This is a genomic window from Streptococcus halotolerans (assembly GCF_001598035.1).
Lineage (GTDB): Bacteria > Bacillota > Bacilli > Lactobacillales > Streptococcaceae > Streptococcus > Streptococcus halotolerans.
The window spans coordinates 713,896-731,007 of the sequence record NZ_CP014835.1 but is presented as its reverse complement, the minus strand read 5'-3'; the positions used below and the strand labels follow the sequence as shown (position 1 = coordinate 731,007).

General features: G+C 41.0%; 8 protein-coding genes. 6 read left to right on the top strand and 2 right to left on the bottom strand.

Annotated features, from left to right (window positions below; translation table 11 throughout):
- Window positions 1-513: 513 nt before the first annotated feature.
- Entirely contained in the window at window positions 514-705 is a 192-nt protein-coding gene (locus A2G56_RS03235) for a hypothetical protein (RefSeq protein WP_062708960.1), read from the bottom strand.
- Between the two features lie 234 nt (window positions 706-939).
- Here A2G56_RS03235 and A2G56_RS03230 point away from each other — a divergent pair, with 234 nt between their 5' ends.
- The 6 genes from A2G56_RS03230 (at window position 940) to A2G56_RS10905 (ending at window position 16,852) form a co-directional block, all read left to right on the top strand.
- Window positions 940-1,425 carry an NUDIX hydrolase gene (locus A2G56_RS03230; RefSeq protein ID WP_062708957.1) on the top strand — a complete coding sequence of 162 codons (486 nt, stop codon included), beginning with the start codon at window positions 940-942 and terminating at the stop codon, window positions 1,423-1,425.
- Between the two features lie 10 nt (window positions 1,426-1,435).
- Window positions 1,436-2,614, top strand: coding sequence for an AI-2E family transporter (locus A2G56_RS03225; protein ID WP_062708954.1), 1,179 nt, complete (start codon window positions 1,436-1,438; stop codon window positions 2,612-2,614).
- Window positions 2,604-3,839, top strand: a complete 1,236-nt coding sequence (locus tag A2G56_RS03220) for a tetratricopeptide repeat protein (RefSeq protein WP_062708950.1) — start codon at window positions 2,604-2,606, stop codon at window positions 3,837-3,839. The genes A2G56_RS03225 and A2G56_RS03220 overlap by 11 nt, the downstream gene beginning before the upstream one ends.
- 122 nt (window positions 3,840-3,961) lie before the next feature.
- The gene (gene alsS, locus A2G56_RS03215) at window positions 3,962-5,641 is read left to right on the top strand and encodes an acetolactate synthase AlsS (RefSeq protein WP_062708948.1); all 1,680 of its coding nucleotides are present in this window, start codon (window positions 3,962-3,964) and stop codon (window positions 5,639-5,641) included.
- A 10-nt stretch (window positions 5,642-5,651) separates the two neighbouring features.
- Window positions 5,652-6,371, top strand: coding sequence for an acetolactate decarboxylase (budA, locus tag A2G56_RS03210; protein WP_062708945.1), 720 nt, complete (start codon window positions 5,652-5,654; stop codon window positions 6,369-6,371).
- Window positions 6,372-6,970: 599 nt separating this feature from the next.
- The gene (locus tag A2G56_RS10905; RefSeq protein WP_062708942.1) at window positions 6,971-16,852 is read left to right on the top strand and encodes a MucBP domain-containing protein; all 9,882 of its coding nucleotides are present in this window, start codon (window positions 6,971-6,973) and stop codon (window positions 16,850-16,852) included.
- Between the two features lie 83 nt (window positions 16,853-16,935).
- On the opposite strand, the gene A2G56_RS11055 is transcribed toward A2G56_RS10905, so the two are convergent.
- Window positions 16,936-17,058, bottom strand: a complete 123-nt coding sequence (locus A2G56_RS11055) for a hypothetical protein (protein ID WP_257721919.1) — start codon at window positions 17,056-17,058, stop codon at window positions 16,936-16,938.
- Between the last annotated feature and the right edge of the window lie 54 nt (window positions 17,059-17,112).

Here is a 17,112-nt window from a genome sequence, read left to right as displayed (position 1 = left end):
AGTGCAAAAATAGATGACTTATCGTAAGCGCCCAATAACGGAGCATATTAAAAACGTTCCAGGGTCAAGCTGACTCTGGAACGTTTTACTATAGTCGAATGAATTAACTTTGAGACAAAGAACTGAGATACGGGCAGCAATTGAGTAGGGTAAGGCGAAAGCAAAGATGTCATAATCTTAATTCAAAAGACTATACTTGCACGTATTCTGAATGTTTTTAGTCTATAGCAAATACGCCACTAGAACTTCATTTTTTACAAGAGATTCCTCGTTGGGAAGATGTTATAGAAAATAAAGTGATATATGTCTCGGCATTTAAGCTACGATGTTTACAAAGGACGAAGCTTGACTAGGCTTCCTTTTGTAACGGATATCTGGGATTATAACTGATGAATAACTTTGTCAGGAAGATAATGGTAATTATAAAAAAAAAGAGGAGGAACACTTTGAGCGACCCCTGTAAGATTAGATATAGCTATCTACCTTTAGGAATCATTCAGTGTTCCAACCTTTTTATTTGCCAAAGATATTTTTCACTTTGTCAACGACACCACTAACGGCGTCAGAGTTTTCAACTAGTGCTTTAGCTTTATCGAAATATTGTCCTAAATCGTCTTTATGATCTTCGATAAAGTTTTTTGCTTCTGAAAAATCTTTTTTGGCGATCATTTCTTTTACTTGGTCAAATAATTCTTGTGGTTTCATAAATAAATACCTCTTTTCTATGTTCATTAAACCATTTTATAGTAGATTTAGCAATTATTTGAATAAGAGACACATACATTCGGGGACATGAAAGTCGGTTGGTATAAGTTCCAAAATAGAGTGAATGGAGCATATGAAAAAGGTCCTCTGTGATTTTTTAGTTCTTGAAGAAATTATAGCACATTTTAGAAGATAACTTGATATAATAGTTAGATAAATGAAAGAGGTGGTTAAATGACTAAGTTGGCAACTATTTGCTACATTGATAACGGTCAAGAGCTCTTGCTCATGCACCGAAATAAAAAAGAAAATGACGTTCACGAAGGCAAGTGGATTTCTGTGGGAGGGAAATTAGAAGCTGGGGAATCTCCTGAAGAATGTGCTATTCGTGAAATTTTAGAAGAAACCCATTTAACCGTTAAGGAAATGGATTTTCGTGGAATAATTACCTTTCCAAACTTTACCCCTGGCCATGATTGGTATACCTACGTTTATAAAATCACAGATTTTGAAGGACAGCTTATCTCAGATGAAGCGTCAAGAGAAGGGACCTTGGAGTGGGTGCCTTACGATAAAGTTCTAGACAAGCCAACATGGGAAGGAGATTATCTCATGTTCAAGTGGATTCTAGAAGACGTTCCTTTTTTCTCAGCCAAGTTCACCTATGAAAATAATGTTTTGATTGACCAAGATGTAACCTTTTATGACAAAACAACCTAAAGGAGGCAAGATGAATCACTCTGAAGAGAAAAAAATAAGCCTAAGTTGGTTTTTTAAATGGTTCTTAAACAATAAGGGTGCCATGGTCCTATTGATAAGCCTTTTACTGTTTTTAAATGTGTTTGTCTTTACTAAGATAGCACATTTATTTGAGCCAGTAGTTGCTTTTTTAACAGTCATCATGTTACCCATTATTATTTCAGCACTGCTGTATTACCTGTTAAAGCCTTTTGTAGATTTCTTCGAGTATAAGCTGCATCTGAAGCGAACGCTAGCTATTGCTCTTGTTTTTGTGATTGTTATTGCACTTTTAATTTGGGGAGTGGCAGTGCTGGTGCCATCTATTGAAACCCAACTGACTAACTTTGCCAATAATTTACCTGACTATATAGAAGACATCGAAAGACAGATGACTAATCTTCTAACTGATCGTCAATTAAATCATTACAATATTGAATTACAGAAAATAATCAATAATTTTTCTGATAGTGCTATCAATTATGCTCAATCTTTGTCCAAGTCAGCAGTCACATGGGCAGGTGATTTTGCCTCTACCGTGGCTCGAGTAGCTGTGGCCATTATGATTTCACCGTTTATTCTCTTTTATTTACTAAGAGATGGTGATCGTTTAAAATATTATGTGTCACAGTTTTTACCTCCAAAATTACGAGTACCGACACGGCGTGTGATGACAAAAGTCAACCAACAATTATCAAGTTATGTTCAAGGACAAGTACTGGTTTCCATTGTCGTAGCCATTCTTTTTTCCATTATGTTCAGCATTATCGGGCTTAATTTTGGCGTGACGTTGGGGATTATTGCTGGTTTCTTAAACCTTATTCCTTATTTAGGAAGTTTTGTAGCCATGATTCCAGTTTTTATACTAGCCTTTGTAGCTGGTCCTGCCATGGTGGTCAAGTGTATCATTGTTTTTACCATTGAACAAACGATCGAGGGGCGTTTTGTCACTCCGCTAGTGATTGGTAGTAAGTTGCAAATCCATCCGATTACGATTTTATTTGTCCTGTTAACAGCAGGTACCTTATTTGGTGTTTTGGGCGTTTTCTTGGCCATCCCTATCTATGCTTCAGTCAAAGTGGTGGCTATTGAAGTTTTTGAATGGTATAAAGTGGTTAGTGGTCTATACAAGGCTGATTTTTTAGAGGAGAATGCTGAAGATGTGGAATAGTGAAAAAATGGTGGCGTCCATTCAAAGTCAGGACCTACAACATGCAGATAAGTATTTTGAGCGTGCGCTAAAAGAAGATGATGAGCAAATCTTGCTTGACTTGGGGGCTTATTTAGAGAGTATTGGCTTTCTCCCACAAGCGAAACGAATTTATGATCAGTTACGCGAGCGATATCCAGAGGTTAATCTTAATTTGGCCCAAATTGTTGCGGAAGATGGGGATATTGAAGCAGCCTTTCTCTATTTAGATGCTATTGATTCAGCATCTGAAGACTACGTCAATGCTTTGATTATCATGGCAGACCTTTATCAAATGGAAGGTCTAGCAGATGTGGCAAGAGACAAGCTAGAACAAGCCCTTTCCTTATCAGACCAGCCTCTAATTCGTTTCGGACTAGCTGAGATGCAACTGGAAGTGGGTGAGTTTAAAGAAGCCATCGCTAACTATGCCGCTCTTGATAACCGCGACATTTTAGAGGAAACAGGTATTTCTACCTATGAGCGTATCGGGCGAGCCTATGCGGATATGGGAAAATTTGAAGCTGCTATTGAGTTTTTAGAAAAAGCAGTTGCTATTGAGTATGATGACAGGACTGTCTTCGAATTGGCGATACTGCTATTTGAACAGGAAGAATATCAGAGAGCTAACCTTTACTTTAAGCAATTGGATACCATGAATCCTGATTTTGCTGGGTATGAGTACTACTATGCGCAGTCCCTTCACGAGGAACACAGGATAAAAGAAGCCTTGACATTAAGCCAACAGGGCTTGTCCAAAAATGAATATGACAGTCAGCTATTGTTACTTGCTTCACAATTAGCCTATGAGAATCACGAAACTAAATTGTCTGAATCCTATCTCTTATCAGCTAAAGAAATGGCAGAAGATATGGAAGAAGTCACACTACGTTTAACCAATCTCTACATAGAAGAAGAGCGTTATGAGGAGGTTGTAAGCTTGGCAGAAGAAGATGTTGATAACCTTTTGACCAAATGGAATATTGCCAAAGCTTATCAGGCACTAGATCAAGAGGAGGAGGCTTTTACAATTTACCAAGACATCGCAAAAGACCTCAACCAAAATCCAGAGTTTCTTCACGATTATGCTTATATCTTAAGAGAATTCGGTCAAGTTAAACAGGCAGAGGCAACAGCCAAAGCTTACTTAACCTTGGTGCCAGATGATTTAAACATGCAAAACTTCTTGGAAGAATTAGACTTTTAAAGGATTTGAGAGTACTCAAATTCTTTTTTGTAATTAAAATAATGATTTCACAAATGAAAATTTCACAAACTTTTCTAAAAAGTGCTATAATAAAATCGATAAAAAAGATTGGAGAAAAAGTCATGACTGAAGAAAAACAAGCTTTTGGTGCTGATTTAGTAGTAGATAGTTTGATTAACCATAAAGTTGATTATGTGTTTGGAATTCCCGGAGCTAAAATCGACCGTGTTTTTGACACTCTTGAAGATAAAGGACCAGAATTAATCGTGGCTCGTCACGAGCAAAACGCTGCTTTTATGGCACAGGCGGTTGGCCGTATTACTGGTGAACCAGGAGTTGTCTTAGTAACAAGTGGACCAGGTGTCTCTAACTTAGCAACAGGACTTGTCACAGCGACTGATGAAGGAGATGCCGTTTTAGCCCTCGGTGGTCAGGTTAAGCGTGCTGATCTTCTCAAACGTGCTCACCAATCAATGAATAATGTAGCCATGCTTGACCCTATTACCAAGTATTCAGCAGAAGTGCATGATCCAGATACGCTTTCTGAAACCATTGCCAATGCTTATCGTTTAGCCAAAGAAGGTAAACCAGGAGCTAGTTTCATCTCAATCCCTCAAGACGTTACCGATAGCAAGGTTTCTGTTAAGGCTATTAAACCATTAACAGAACCCAAATTAGGGTCGGCATCCGTTGAAGATATTAACTATTTAGCCCAAGCGATCAAAAACGCTGTATTACCAGTATTGCTACTAGGTAACGGTGCCTCTTCAGCTAAAGTCACAGCCAGCATCCGCCGTCTGTTAGAGTCGACTAATCTTCCAGTTGTGGAAACTTTCCAAGGTGCGGGAATTGTCTCACGCGAGCTTGAAGATGAAACATTCTTCGGACGGGTCGGTCTTTTCCGTAACCAGCCTGGTGACATGTTACTTAAAAAATCTGACCTTGTTATTGCCATTGGTTATGACCCTATCGAATACGAAGCACGTAACTGGAATGCTGAAATTTCAGCACGGATCGTGGTTATCGATGTGGATCAAGCGGAAATCGATACTTACTTCCAACCTGAGCGTGAATTGATCGGTGATATTGCTGGCACACTTGATTTGCTCTTGCCTGCCATTAAAGGTTACCAATTACCAGAAGGCTCTCGTGAATACTTGGCATGTCTGCGTGATATAACCAATAAAGATGTTAAATTTGACCGTAGCCAAACCCAAGAAGGTCGCTTGCACCCACTAGACTTGATTGATCGCTTGCAAGACCAGGTGACTGATGATATGACCGTTACGGTTGATGTTGGTAGTCACTACATTTGGATGGCACGTTACTTCAAGTCATACGAAGCACGTCACCTTCTGTTCTCAAATGGTATGCAGACGCTTGGTGTAGCACTTCCTTGGGCAATCTCTGCAGCTTTAATTCGTCCCAATACGAAAGTTGTTTCTGTATCTGGTGATGGGGGCTTCCTTTTCTCAGGACAAGAGTTAGAAACAGCCGTTCGTCTTAAATTGCCAATCGTTCATATCATCTGGAATGACGGCAAGTATAACATGGTGGAATTCCAAGAAGAAATGAAATACGGCCGTTCTTCAGGCGTCGCATTCGGTCCAGTTGACTATGTCAGATACGCTGAAAGCTTTGGCGCAAAAGGTTACCGTGCAACTAGCAAGGAAGAGTTTTCTACTATTTTGGAAAAAGCACTTGCTGAAGCAGCTAATGGCCCTGTCTTGATTGATGTGCCAGTGGACTACAAAGATAATATCAAGCTTGGTGAAACCATTCTTCCTGACGAATTCTATTAAGGAGTGACCTATGAAACAAATAACCAAACTCTTTCAATATGGCACCTTGGGTGCTTTGATGACAGGGCTTTATGATGGCACCATGACTATCGGTGAGCTGCTAGAACATGGAGATATTGGGATTGGAACACTTGATCAAATTGATGGTGAGTTGATTGTTCTAGACGGTAAGGCCTATCAGGCCAAATCGACAGATGGTCGGCTTGAAGTTTTAGAGGTTTCTTCTGAGATGAAGGTGCCCTATGCAGCAGTTGTCCCGCACAGAGCGTCTCACTCCTTTACACAAAATCAAGTGATTTCAGATAACGATTTACAGGCTAAAATAGAGACTTATTTTGAGGGGAAAAATCTTTTTAAATCCTTTAAAATGCATGGAAATTTCCAAAAAATGCATGTGCGCATGATTCCAACTGCTAAAACAGGCGAATCATTCGTAACAGTGGCGGCAAATCAACCCGAACACACGGCAGAAAATGTCAGTGGAACAATTGTTGGTATCTGGACGCCAGATCTTTTTCATGGTATCGGTGTAGCAGGTTATCACTTGCATTTTCTATCAGATGACCATAGTTTTGGTGGGCATATCATGGATTATGTCATGACAAATGGTCGCATCGAAATTGGAGATATAGACCAACTGGACCAACGTTTTCCAGTTTCAGATGAAAAATACCTCAAGTCTGACTTTAATTTGGACCAAATGAGATCAGATATTACAGCAGCAGAATAAGGGAAAGGTGACTAGCTATTATCGGTAATGCTAATCCTGTGATGTCAATGTCTTACCGTCATCCCTTTAAACTGCCTAAGAGACGTTTGGTAGGAAAGTAGGAAAAAGGAGAGGTTAGCCAATCGTGGCATTTGAAATTAATTAGCGATATATATAGAAGCTGGAGATTATTGTCCAGCTTCTTTTCTTATTAGTGACTGTTATGCCATTTTGGCATAAAACAGGCTCTCAAAGTGTTTAAAATAGCCTTGTAGTTGAGTGGTAGGTATAACATTAGCCATCCCTTTACAGGGTGGTATCAAATAACTGACAATTCAAAAATAGATGGCAAAAAAGAGGGTATTTCATGACAGATTAGTTTCTTAAAATATCAGTTTCATTATTTCCTGATTACAATAAAATAATAAAAAATAAAACTTTTAAATGACTGAGATTAAAAAATAATATTTAAAAAAGAATTTGTTACAATTTATCATAAAACTCTTAAAACAAGTGGTTATAATACTTGATTTTTAACCCTAATAAGTATAGTATAGAGTTGACTTTTAGACGTTAATTAGAGGTCATAAAATTTTTTAAGAAGAGACCAGGAGGTTATTATGTTTTTTAAACAAAAACAGCGCTTCTCTATTCGTAAGTATTCGTTTGGAGCTGCGTCCGTCCTTTTAGGGACTGTCCTTTTAGGTTTGGCAGGACCAGATGCGTCTGCTAACACGCTAACTAAGGATGAACAAACAACTTCTGCTGTCAGCGCACCGACACCAGAGAAAGACCCTGTGGGCCAATCAGAAGCAGACGCGACTGAAACAGAAGTAGCGGCACCTGATGCCCAAACAGCAGAGCAAAGTGATACTGAAGCCACTGCAGACACTACGGCTACTGATACTGCTACAACTGAAGAAGCTACTACTGAAGAAGAAGCTGCTTTAGCAGATACAGCTACTGCTGAAGAAGCAAAGGCACCTGTAGCAACTGCAGAGCCTGCAGCCCCAGCTGCCCCAGCTAGTCCAGAAGTTGTCACACCAGCAGCACCTGTAGCACCAAGTTCTGCGCCAACAACTGAACCAACGTCTGCTCCATCTGCTACTGAAGCAGCACCAGCAGACAAGGATAGCCAAACACTAGCCGCAGAACTTGAAGCCCTAAAGGTGAAAACAGAAGCTGCTATCTCAAGCTACGATCTACTTTCAGACGCTGTCAAAGCGAGCTACGTGGCACGCTTGAAAGAAACGACTGACTTAGCCGTTTTAGAGTTGTTGGCAAAAGAAGCTAAAAAAGCACAAAAACGTGCGGAAGCCTTCCCTGAACAAGGCCAATCTGCCACACCTATGACCGGTTTCCGTGCTATCACACAGCCACAACCTGCAGCCTTGGTAGCACCAACAGCTGAAGAAGTTTTAGACAAAGATGGATGGGAAAAACTTGGACGCTTTAGCAATAAACCTGGAATTTTTTACGTTCAAAAATCTGGTACCGTCAATGGTAATACTTCTACAGATAAAGTAACAACCATCTATGAGGTAGATACTAATACTGGAAATATTGTAGCAGTATCTAAGGATGATTTCGAAAAAGGCGGTACTCTTTACGAAAACCTCGAACAATTGGCTAAAGAGCAAGGTTTTGATTATACCTATAAATCAATCAACGCTCTAGGTCTTTCTAACGATGGTCGTTACGCTTATGCTCTAGGATTCTCCTCTGACATTAATGTTAACGATAGAACAACTATCAATGCCATTTATCGCTACGATATGCAAACGCAGAAATGGAGTATCGCAAGTAATGCTAGTGAATGGCCAGAAGGCATTGGTCTTATGAAAACCAACGCCTGGACAGCGGGGGCAGTAAATCCTAAAGACGGTAAGTATTATTTCGGTACTCTTACTCTGAGAGATGACCCGTCCTTCTCTCAGGTTGCACCACGTGATCAAGCTGATTACTTGAAAAAACGTGACGCTGGTGAATTTGATCTCTATTTCCGTATGTGGTCATTTGACCCCGCAACAGGTAAAGTAGCTCATGCTGGGTATTTTGATACTGGATTAGTGAAGTCAGGTAAATTTGATAAAAAAGAGTCTTACTTTGTCAACACTGGAAAAGTGGATGGTCAAGAAAGTTATGTAGTTGGTAACGATATTGCCTTTGACACTGAAGGTAATATGAAGATGATCATGAACCAGTTTAATACTTCAAATTATTATACTTATTCTATCAAACAAGCCGATTTTGATGCAGCAGCTGGTAAAAATGATAAATATGCTAAACATAATGGTACCTTGTCAGAAACTATCCCAATCTACACTGATGTTTCAGAAATCAAGCATGGTGACAATGAAGCAGCGCAACGAGAAAATGGTGCAACTACAGGAGGTCTCGCAGTTGATGCCAATGGTGACCTCTTCTTCCATAGCCGTCAAGGTAAGGTCGGAAAGATTTTAAACGGTTCATCTGTCGGTGGCCTTATTCCAACGGTTAAAGCCCCTGCTAATACAGCAACATGGGGAGATGCTGCAAGTATCCGTGGTACTGTAGGTACTGGTAATGTTTATCGTGAATATTACATTAAAGGTACTGACACTATCCTATCAGGCACCATCGGTACAATCGAAAATTTCAAATTTGTACCATCCCTTCAAACAACAGCTGGTAAAGATACTATTGAGAAAGACCAAGCGCTTTACCATGAGTATGATGCAAAATCTGGACGCCCAGAGGTTATCAGAGCAGCTGACGGCACTGTCTACCGCTACGTAGGTATGAAGGCAGGTTCTGATCAAGAAACTGGAATAGTTAAAAAAGAAGATCAAACTGTTAAATATGAGTATGAACCTGTAGCTATTACAGGTGATGTTGTCGTTAAATATGTTGACGTTAACGGTAATACCATTAAAGATCCTATTGAAGACGAAAAGAATGCAGATGCAGGTACACCTTACAACACGGACGTAGATCGTAAGTTAGACCTTATTAAAGGAAAAGATGGTAAAACTTATGAACTCGTTACTGCCGGTGAGTACGAAGTCGGTGAGGTAGATGATAATGGCCATTTAACTTCATCTGATGAAACAACAGGTAAAGTGGAGCCAGGTACGACGAAGGAAGTAACTTACGTCTACCGTGAAGTACCAACTCAAAAAACAGGTGATGTTGTTCTTCATTACGTAGATACCAACGGAAACGAACTTCTACCAAATCACCATAATACTGACGACAAGCCAGTCAATACAGACTACACTGTTACAGCTTCTGAAAAACCAGAAACCATTGAAAAAGATGGAGTAACTTATAAAAAAGTTGAAGTATCAAAAACTGGAAAAGTTGGTGATAAAATCGTTGCTAGTGAAAATGTAACGACTGAAGAATCTGGTAAGGTTACCGACGGAACTAAAAACATCGTTTATGTCTACAAGCCAGTTGGTTCTGTTCTGATTCACTACGTGAACACCAAGGGTCAAGTTATCAAAGAAGTCGTGAAAGACATCACTGAAGGCGACCTTGATACAGCTTACGACGCCACAGAAACTAAAGAAACTGGCGAAGAAAAACCACAAACAATCGTTAAAGATGGTGTACTATACCACTTCAAAGAAGTGGCTAATTCAAACATTGTTGGTACCACAACCGTCGTACCAACCAATGAGACAAACGTCGTCGGTAAACAAACAGGTAGCATCGTTCCTGGTACAACACATGTCATCTATGTCTATGAGCAAGAAGTGCCTGTTCCAACTCCGCCTGAAGAAGTGAAAAAAGGGTCTGTCACGGTTAAATACGAAGATACTGAAGGTAACCAAATCAAGGATCCTGTAAAAGATACTGATAATGAGCCTGTTGGTACTAAGTATGAAACAACCGATAACAGAGACGAGAAAGTCAAAGGTAACGACGGTTCAACTTACTATATCACTGAAAAAGCTGTTAAAGATGGTTCAGATCCTGAAAAAGGTGAAGTTGAAGAACGTGAAAAAGTTGTTACTTACGTCTACGAAAAAGCAGGCGCTGTTGAAGTTAAGTACGTTGACGAGAACGGTACAGAAATCAAAACAACTGTAGAAGCAGTTAAAGATGCTAAACCTGGTAGTGATTATAATGTGACAACAACAGACCTTCGTCCACAAACCATCACTAATGGTGATAAAAAATACGAACTTGTTCCAGTAGGCGATTATACTGTAGGTAAAGTAGATGAAAACGGACGTTTGACAACTACAGATGCTGTAAATGGTCAAGTCGAAGCTGGTAAGACTAAGTCAATCACTTACGTCTACAGAGAAGTGAAGGAGGAAGTTCCAACTCCGCCTGAAGAAACTAAAGTTGGTTCAGTTGCAGTTGAATACGTAGATGTTAATGGTAAAACAATTAGAGACATTGCATTTGACGAGAAGAATCAACCAGACGGAACACCATATAATACTGCTGATGACCATCGTCCAAAAGCCATTGTTGGGGATGACGGTAAAGTTTACGAAATTGTAAAACAAAGCGCCGAGTACCCGGTTGGTCAAGTAAATGAGAATGGTGTCTTAACCCATGCAGCTGAAGGACAAGGATTTGGAACAGATTCAGAAGAAGGCACTGTAACAGGTGGAGAAACTAAGCGAGTAACATACGTTTACAAACTTAAAGAAGAACCACAAACTCCGCCTGAAGAAGTGAAAAAAGGATCTGTCACGGTTAAATACGAAGATACTGAAGGTAACCAAATCAAGGAACCTGTTAAAGACACTGATAACGAACCTGTTGGTACTAGGTATGAAACAACCGATAACAAGCATGATAAAGTCAAAGGTGGCGACGGTTCAACTTACTATATCACTGAAAAAGCTGTTAAAGATGGTTCAGATGAGGAAAAAGGTTTAGTTGAAGAGCGTGAAAAAGTTGTTACTTACGTCTACGAAAAAGCAGGCGCTGTTGAAGTTAAGTACGTTGACGAAAACGGTACAGAAATCAAAACAACTGTAGAAGCAGTTAAAGATGCTAAACCTGGTAGTGATTACAATGTGACAACAACAGACCTTCGTCCACAAACCATCACTAATGGTGATAAAAAATACGAACTTGTTCCATTAGGCGATTATACTGTAGGTAAAGTAGATGAAGACGGACGTTTAACAACTACAGATGCTGTAAATGGTCAAGTCGAAGCTGGTAAAACTAAATCAATCACTTACGTCTACAGAGAAGTGAAGGAGGAAGTTCCTACTCCGCCTGAAGAAGTGAAAAAAGGTTCTGTCACGGTTAAATACGAAGATACTGAAGGTAACCAAATCAAGGATCCTGTAAAAGATACTGATAATGAGCCTGTTGGTACCAAGTATGAAACAACCGATAACAAACATGATAAAGTCAAAGGTGACGACGGTTCAACTTACTATATCACTGAAAAAGCAGTTAAAGATGGTTCAGATCCTGAAAAAGGTGAAGTTGAAGAAGGCGATAAAGTTGTTACTTACGTCTACGAAAAAGCAGGTGCTGTTGAAGTTAAGTACGTCGACGAAACTGGTAAAGAAATCAAAGCAACTGTAGAAGCAGTTAAAGATGCTAAGCCAGGTAGCGACTATGACACAACAACTACTACACTTCGTCCATCAAAAATTACTGGTACAGATGGTAAAGTCTACGAACTTGTTTCAGCAGACGATTATACTGTAGGTACAGTAGATGAAAACGGTCGTTTAACAACTACAGATGCTGTAAATGGTCAAGTTGAAGCTGGTAAGACTAAGTCAATCACTTATGTCTACAAACTCAGAGAAGAGGTTCCAACGCCGCCAGAAGCACCTAAGACAGGTTCTGTTGTCGTTCACTATGTCAATACTGATGGTGAGGTAATCCAATCCGCCTATAAAGATACTGTAGATGCTCCAGTTGACAGTCCATACAACGCTGCTGAAGGTGACTTAGAAAAACCTAAAGAAATTCGCTTTGGTGGTAAAACGTATCAGTTCAAAGAAGTTACAAATTCAGGTGTTGTAAATAACAAAGTAATCGTTCCTAAGAGTGATACTGATTTCATAGGCCCTGAGGCTGATAAAGTGCTTGCAGGAACAACTCACGTTGTTTACGTGTACGAAGAGGTTAAGGAAGAAACGCCTACTCCACCTGAAGCACCTAAGTATGGTTCTGTTATCGTTCACTACAAAGACGAAGAAGGCAATACTATTGCTGAAGACAAAGTAGATACACAAGATAGCAAAGAAGGTACCCCTTACGATACTACTGATAATCGTCAAGAGAAAATCACTACTCCTGATGGTAAAACGTATGAGCGTACACCAAAAGTTGAAGGTGAGGAAAAAGGTACAGTTACTGAAGGTACGACAGAAGTCACATACGTGTACAAAGAAGTCAAAGGTGATGTTGAAGTGCATTACATTGACACTGATGGTAATGTCCTTCAAGATCCACGTATAGATACACCAGAGTCATCAACTGGTACGCCTTACAATACTGGCGAAAACGACACTGAAAAACCTCAAACCATTACTAAAGATGGTGTGAAGTATGAATTAGTGCCACATCTTACACAAGGTAACGAAACTGGTAAAGTTGTTGAAGGTACAACGAAAGTAACTTATGTCTATAAGAAAGTTGAAGAACCAACAACGCCTGAAGTTCCAGAAGAAAAACCTGGTAAGTATATTCCGTATGTCCCTCAAGATCCGTCAAATCCTAAAGATCCTAACGATCCATTGACACCACCAACAAATCCTAATGGTGATCCAGTTGATCCAGTGGACTACGATGACACACCGGAAGATCCAAGTAATAACCCACCACTTCCTCACGTTCCAGGATATCAACCTAAAGATCCAAACGACCCAACTGGTAAGACACCGCTCAAACCAGTAGATCCTAATGATCCAACAAAAGGTTACATCCCACCAACCATCACTGATCCAAACGATCCTACGAAGAACACTCCTGTGCCTTACACACCAGTCGGAAGCGTTGTCGTTCGTTACAAAGATACTGATGGTAACGTGATCAAGGAACAAGTGACAGACACTGAAACAGCTGACGTGGATACTCCTTACGACACAACTGATTACAAACCAAAAGAAATTACTTACAAGGGTGACAAGTACGTTCTTGTACCAAGTAAGACAGAAGGTCAAGAATCTGGTAAAGTCGTCAAAGGTGAAACGGTTGTTACTTACGTCTACCAAAAAGTTGGTAACTGGATTCCTGAAATCCCTGGTGTGCCAGGTAAAGATCGTCCAGAAGTTCCATATCCGTTTGATCCAGAGAACCCAGATTCTCCAGTTGATCCAACGAAACCAAACGATCCTGACAAACCAGGTCAACCACCTGTTATTCCGCACGTACCAGGATATATTCCAAATGATCCAGATGGCAATCCATTGAAACCAGTGGATCCAGAAGATCCTACAAAAGGTTATGTGCCACCAGTGCCAGAAAATCCAGGTGAAGACACACATATTCCATACGTGCCAGCACCAAAAGATCCGGAAAATCCAGATACGCCTGATGTGCCTGAGACTCCTGACACTGAAGAACCAGGAAGTTACATCCCTTATGTACCGAAAGATCCTAAGAACCCAGATCCAAATGATCCAGATAGTTCTATCGAGATTCCAAGGGTCCCTTACGATGACACACCGGAAGATCCAAGTAATAACCCACCACTTCCACACGTTCCAGGATATGAGCCTAAAGATCCTAACGATCCAACTGGTAAGACACCGCTCAAACCAGTCGATCCTAATGATCCAACAAAAGGTTACATCCCACCAACCATCACAGATCCAAACGATCCTACGAAGAACACTCCTGTGCCTTACACACCAGTCGGAAGCGTTGTCGTTCGTTACAAAGACACTGATGGTAACGTGATTAAGGAACAAGTGACAGACACTGAAACAGCTGACGTGGATACTCCTTACGACACAACTGATTACAAACCAAAAGAAATTACTTACAAGGGTGACAAGTACGTTCTTGTACCAAGTAAGACAGAAGGTGAAGAATCTGGTAAAGTCGTCAAAGGTGAAACGGTTGTTACTTACGTCTACCAAAAAGTTGGTAACTGGATTCCTGAAATCCCTGGTGTGCCAGGTAAAGATCGTCCAGAAGTTCCATATCCGTTTGATCCAGAGAACCCAGATTCTCCAGTGGATCCAACGAAACCAAACGATCCTGACAAACCAGGTCAACCACCTGTTATTCCGCACGTACCAGGATATATTCCAAATGATCCAGATGGCAATCCATTGAAACCAGTGGATCCAGAAGATCCTACAAAAGGTTATGTGCCACCAGTGCCAGAAAATCCAGGTGAAGACACACATATCCCTTACGTGCCAGCACCAAAAGATCCGGAAAATCCAGATACGCCTGATGTGCCTGAGACTCCTGACACTGAAGAGCCAGGAAGTTACATCCCTTATGTACCGAAAGATCCTAAGAACCCAGATCCAAATGATCCAGATAGTTCTATCGAGATTCCAAGGGTCCCTTACGATGACACACCGGAAGATCCAAGTAATAACCCACCACTTCCACACGTGCCAGGATATGAGCCTAAAGATCCTAACGATCCAACTGGTAAGACACCGCTCAAACCAGTAGATCCTAATGATCCAACAAAAGGTTACATCCCACCAAGCATCACTGATCCTAACGACCCTACGAAGAACACTCCTGTGCCTTACACACCAGTCGGAAGCGTTGTGGTTCGTTACAAAGATACTGATGGTAACGTGATCAAGGAACAAGTGACAGACACTGAAACAGCTGACGTGGATACTCCTTACGACACAACTGATTACAAACCAAAAGAAATTACTTACAAGGGTGACAAGTACGTTCTTGTACCAAGTAAGACAGAAGGTGAAGAAACTGGTAAAGTCGTTAAAGGTGAAACGGTTGTTACTTACGTCTACCAAAAAGTTGGTAACTGGATTCCTGAAATCCCTGGTGTGCCAAATGAAGAACGTCCAGAAATACCTTATCCATTTGACCCTGAAAATCCAAATGAGCCGGTAAATCCAAACGATCCAAGCACACCACCAATTCCTCATGTGCCAGGTTACACACCAAACGATCCAGATGGCAATCCATTGAAACCAGTGGACCCTAACGATCCTACTAAGGGATACATCCCACCAGTACCATCAAACCCTGGTGAAGATACACATATCCCTTACGTGCCAAACACACCAGAAGATCCTGAGAAACCAGATACTCCTGATGTGCCAAATACGCCTGAAGATCCTGAGAAACCAGAGACTCCTGATGTGCCTGAGACTCCTGACACTGAAGAACCAGGAAGTTACATCCCTTATGTACCGAAAGATCCTAAGAACCCAGATCCAAATGATCCAGATAGTTCTATCGAGATTCCAAGGGTCCCTTATGATGACACACCGGAAGATCCAAGTAATAACCCACCACTTCCACACGTTCCAGGATATGAGCCTAAAGATCCTAACGATCCAACTGGTAAGACACCGCTCAAACCAGTCGATCCAAACGATCCAACAAAAGGTTACATCCCACCAACCATCACAGATCCAAACGATCCTACGAAGAACACTCCTGTGCCTTACACACCAGTCGGAAGCGTTGTGGTTCGTTACAAAGATACTGATGGTAACGTGATTAAGGAACAAGTGACAGACACTGAAACAGCTGACGTGGATACTCCTTACGACACAACAGATAACAAACCAAAAGAAATTACTTACAAGGGTGACAAGTACGTTCTTGTACCAAGTAAGACAGAAGGTGAAGAAACTGGTAAAGTCGTTAAAGGTGAAACGGTTGTCACTTACGTCTACCAAAAAGTTGGTAACTGGATTCCTGAAATCCCTGGTGTGCCAAATGAAGAACGTCCAGAAATACCTTACCCATTTGACCCTGAAAATCCAAATGAGCCGGTAAATCCAAACGATCCAAGCACACCACCAATTCCTCATGTGCCAGGTTACACACCAAACGATCCAGATGGCAATCCATTGAAACCAGTGGATCCTAACGATCCTACTAAGGGATACATCCCACCAGTACCATCAAACCCTGGTGAAGATACACATATCCCTTACGTGCCAAACACACCAGAAGATCCTGAGAAACCAGAGACTCCTGATGTGCCAAATACGCCAGAAGATCCTGAGAAACCAGATACTCCTGATGTACCAAACACACCAGAAGATCCTGAGAAACCAGATACTCCTGATGTACCAAACACACCAGAAGATCCTGAGAAACCAGGTACTCCAGACATGCCTGACACACCGGATACTCCTAAGACTCCAGAATCACCCGAGTCTCCAGTGACTCCGACAGCGTCAACACGTCGCAACGATTCTGATAAGTACATGGCTAAAGGCGTTGAAAACTTACCAAATACAGGTGAGACAAGCAACTACCTAGCAGCTGCTTACGGTAGTATGGCAATCGGTCTAGCTGCCTTACTAGCTTCTAAGAAGCGTAAAAGAGATAGCGAAGACTAATTATCGCACGACTACTGATTAAGTTTTTGTCAAGACATGTCCTGAATCGTTACGTACGATTGTCAACGATGAGTTGATTAAGTCTAAGGACCAAAGAGACCCCAACCGCTAGAGGTACTAATGGTTGGGGTCTTTTGGCGTTTCGAAGATGTAAAGCTAATTTTTTGTAAGCGCCGTAAGCGCTCCATAACAAGGTATCTAGTCATCCTCTCACTCCTCCAGTATACTGTCAGTAGAAAACAGAATACTGGAGGCTATTG

What these genes read in the sequence shown, in the direction of transcription:
- budA (WP_062708945.1), top strand. Translation starts at nt 5,652, where the DNA reads ATGAAACAAATAACCAAACTCTTTCAATATGGCACCTTGGGTGCTTTG.
- alsS (WP_062708948.1), top strand. Translation starts at nt 3,962, where the DNA reads ATGACTGAAGAAAAACAAGCTTTTGGTGCTGATTTAGTAGTAGATAGT.
- A2G56_RS03225 (WP_062708954.1), top strand. Translation starts at nt 1,436, where the DNA reads ATGAATCACTCTGAAGAGAAAAAAATAAGCCTAAGTTGGTTTTTTAAA.
- A2G56_RS03235 (WP_062708960.1), bottom strand. Translation starts at nt 705, where the DNA reads ATGAAACCACAAGAATTATTTGACCAAGTAAAAGAAATGATCGCCAAA.
- A2G56_RS11055 (WP_257721919.1), bottom strand. Translation starts at nt 17,058, where the DNA reads ATGACTAGATACCTTGTTATGGAGCGCTTACGGCGCTTACAAAAAATT.
- A2G56_RS10905 (WP_062708942.1), top strand. Translation starts at nt 6,971, where the DNA reads ATGTTTTTTAAACAAAAACAGCGCTTCTCTATTCGTAAGTATTCGTTT.
- A2G56_RS03230 (WP_062708957.1), top strand. Translation starts at nt 940, where the DNA reads ATGACTAAGTTGGCAACTATTTGCTACATTGATAACGGTCAAGAGCTC.
- A2G56_RS03220 (WP_062708950.1), top strand. Translation starts at nt 2,604, where the DNA reads ATGTGGAATAGTGAAAAAATGGTGGCGTCCATTCAAAGTCAGGACCTA.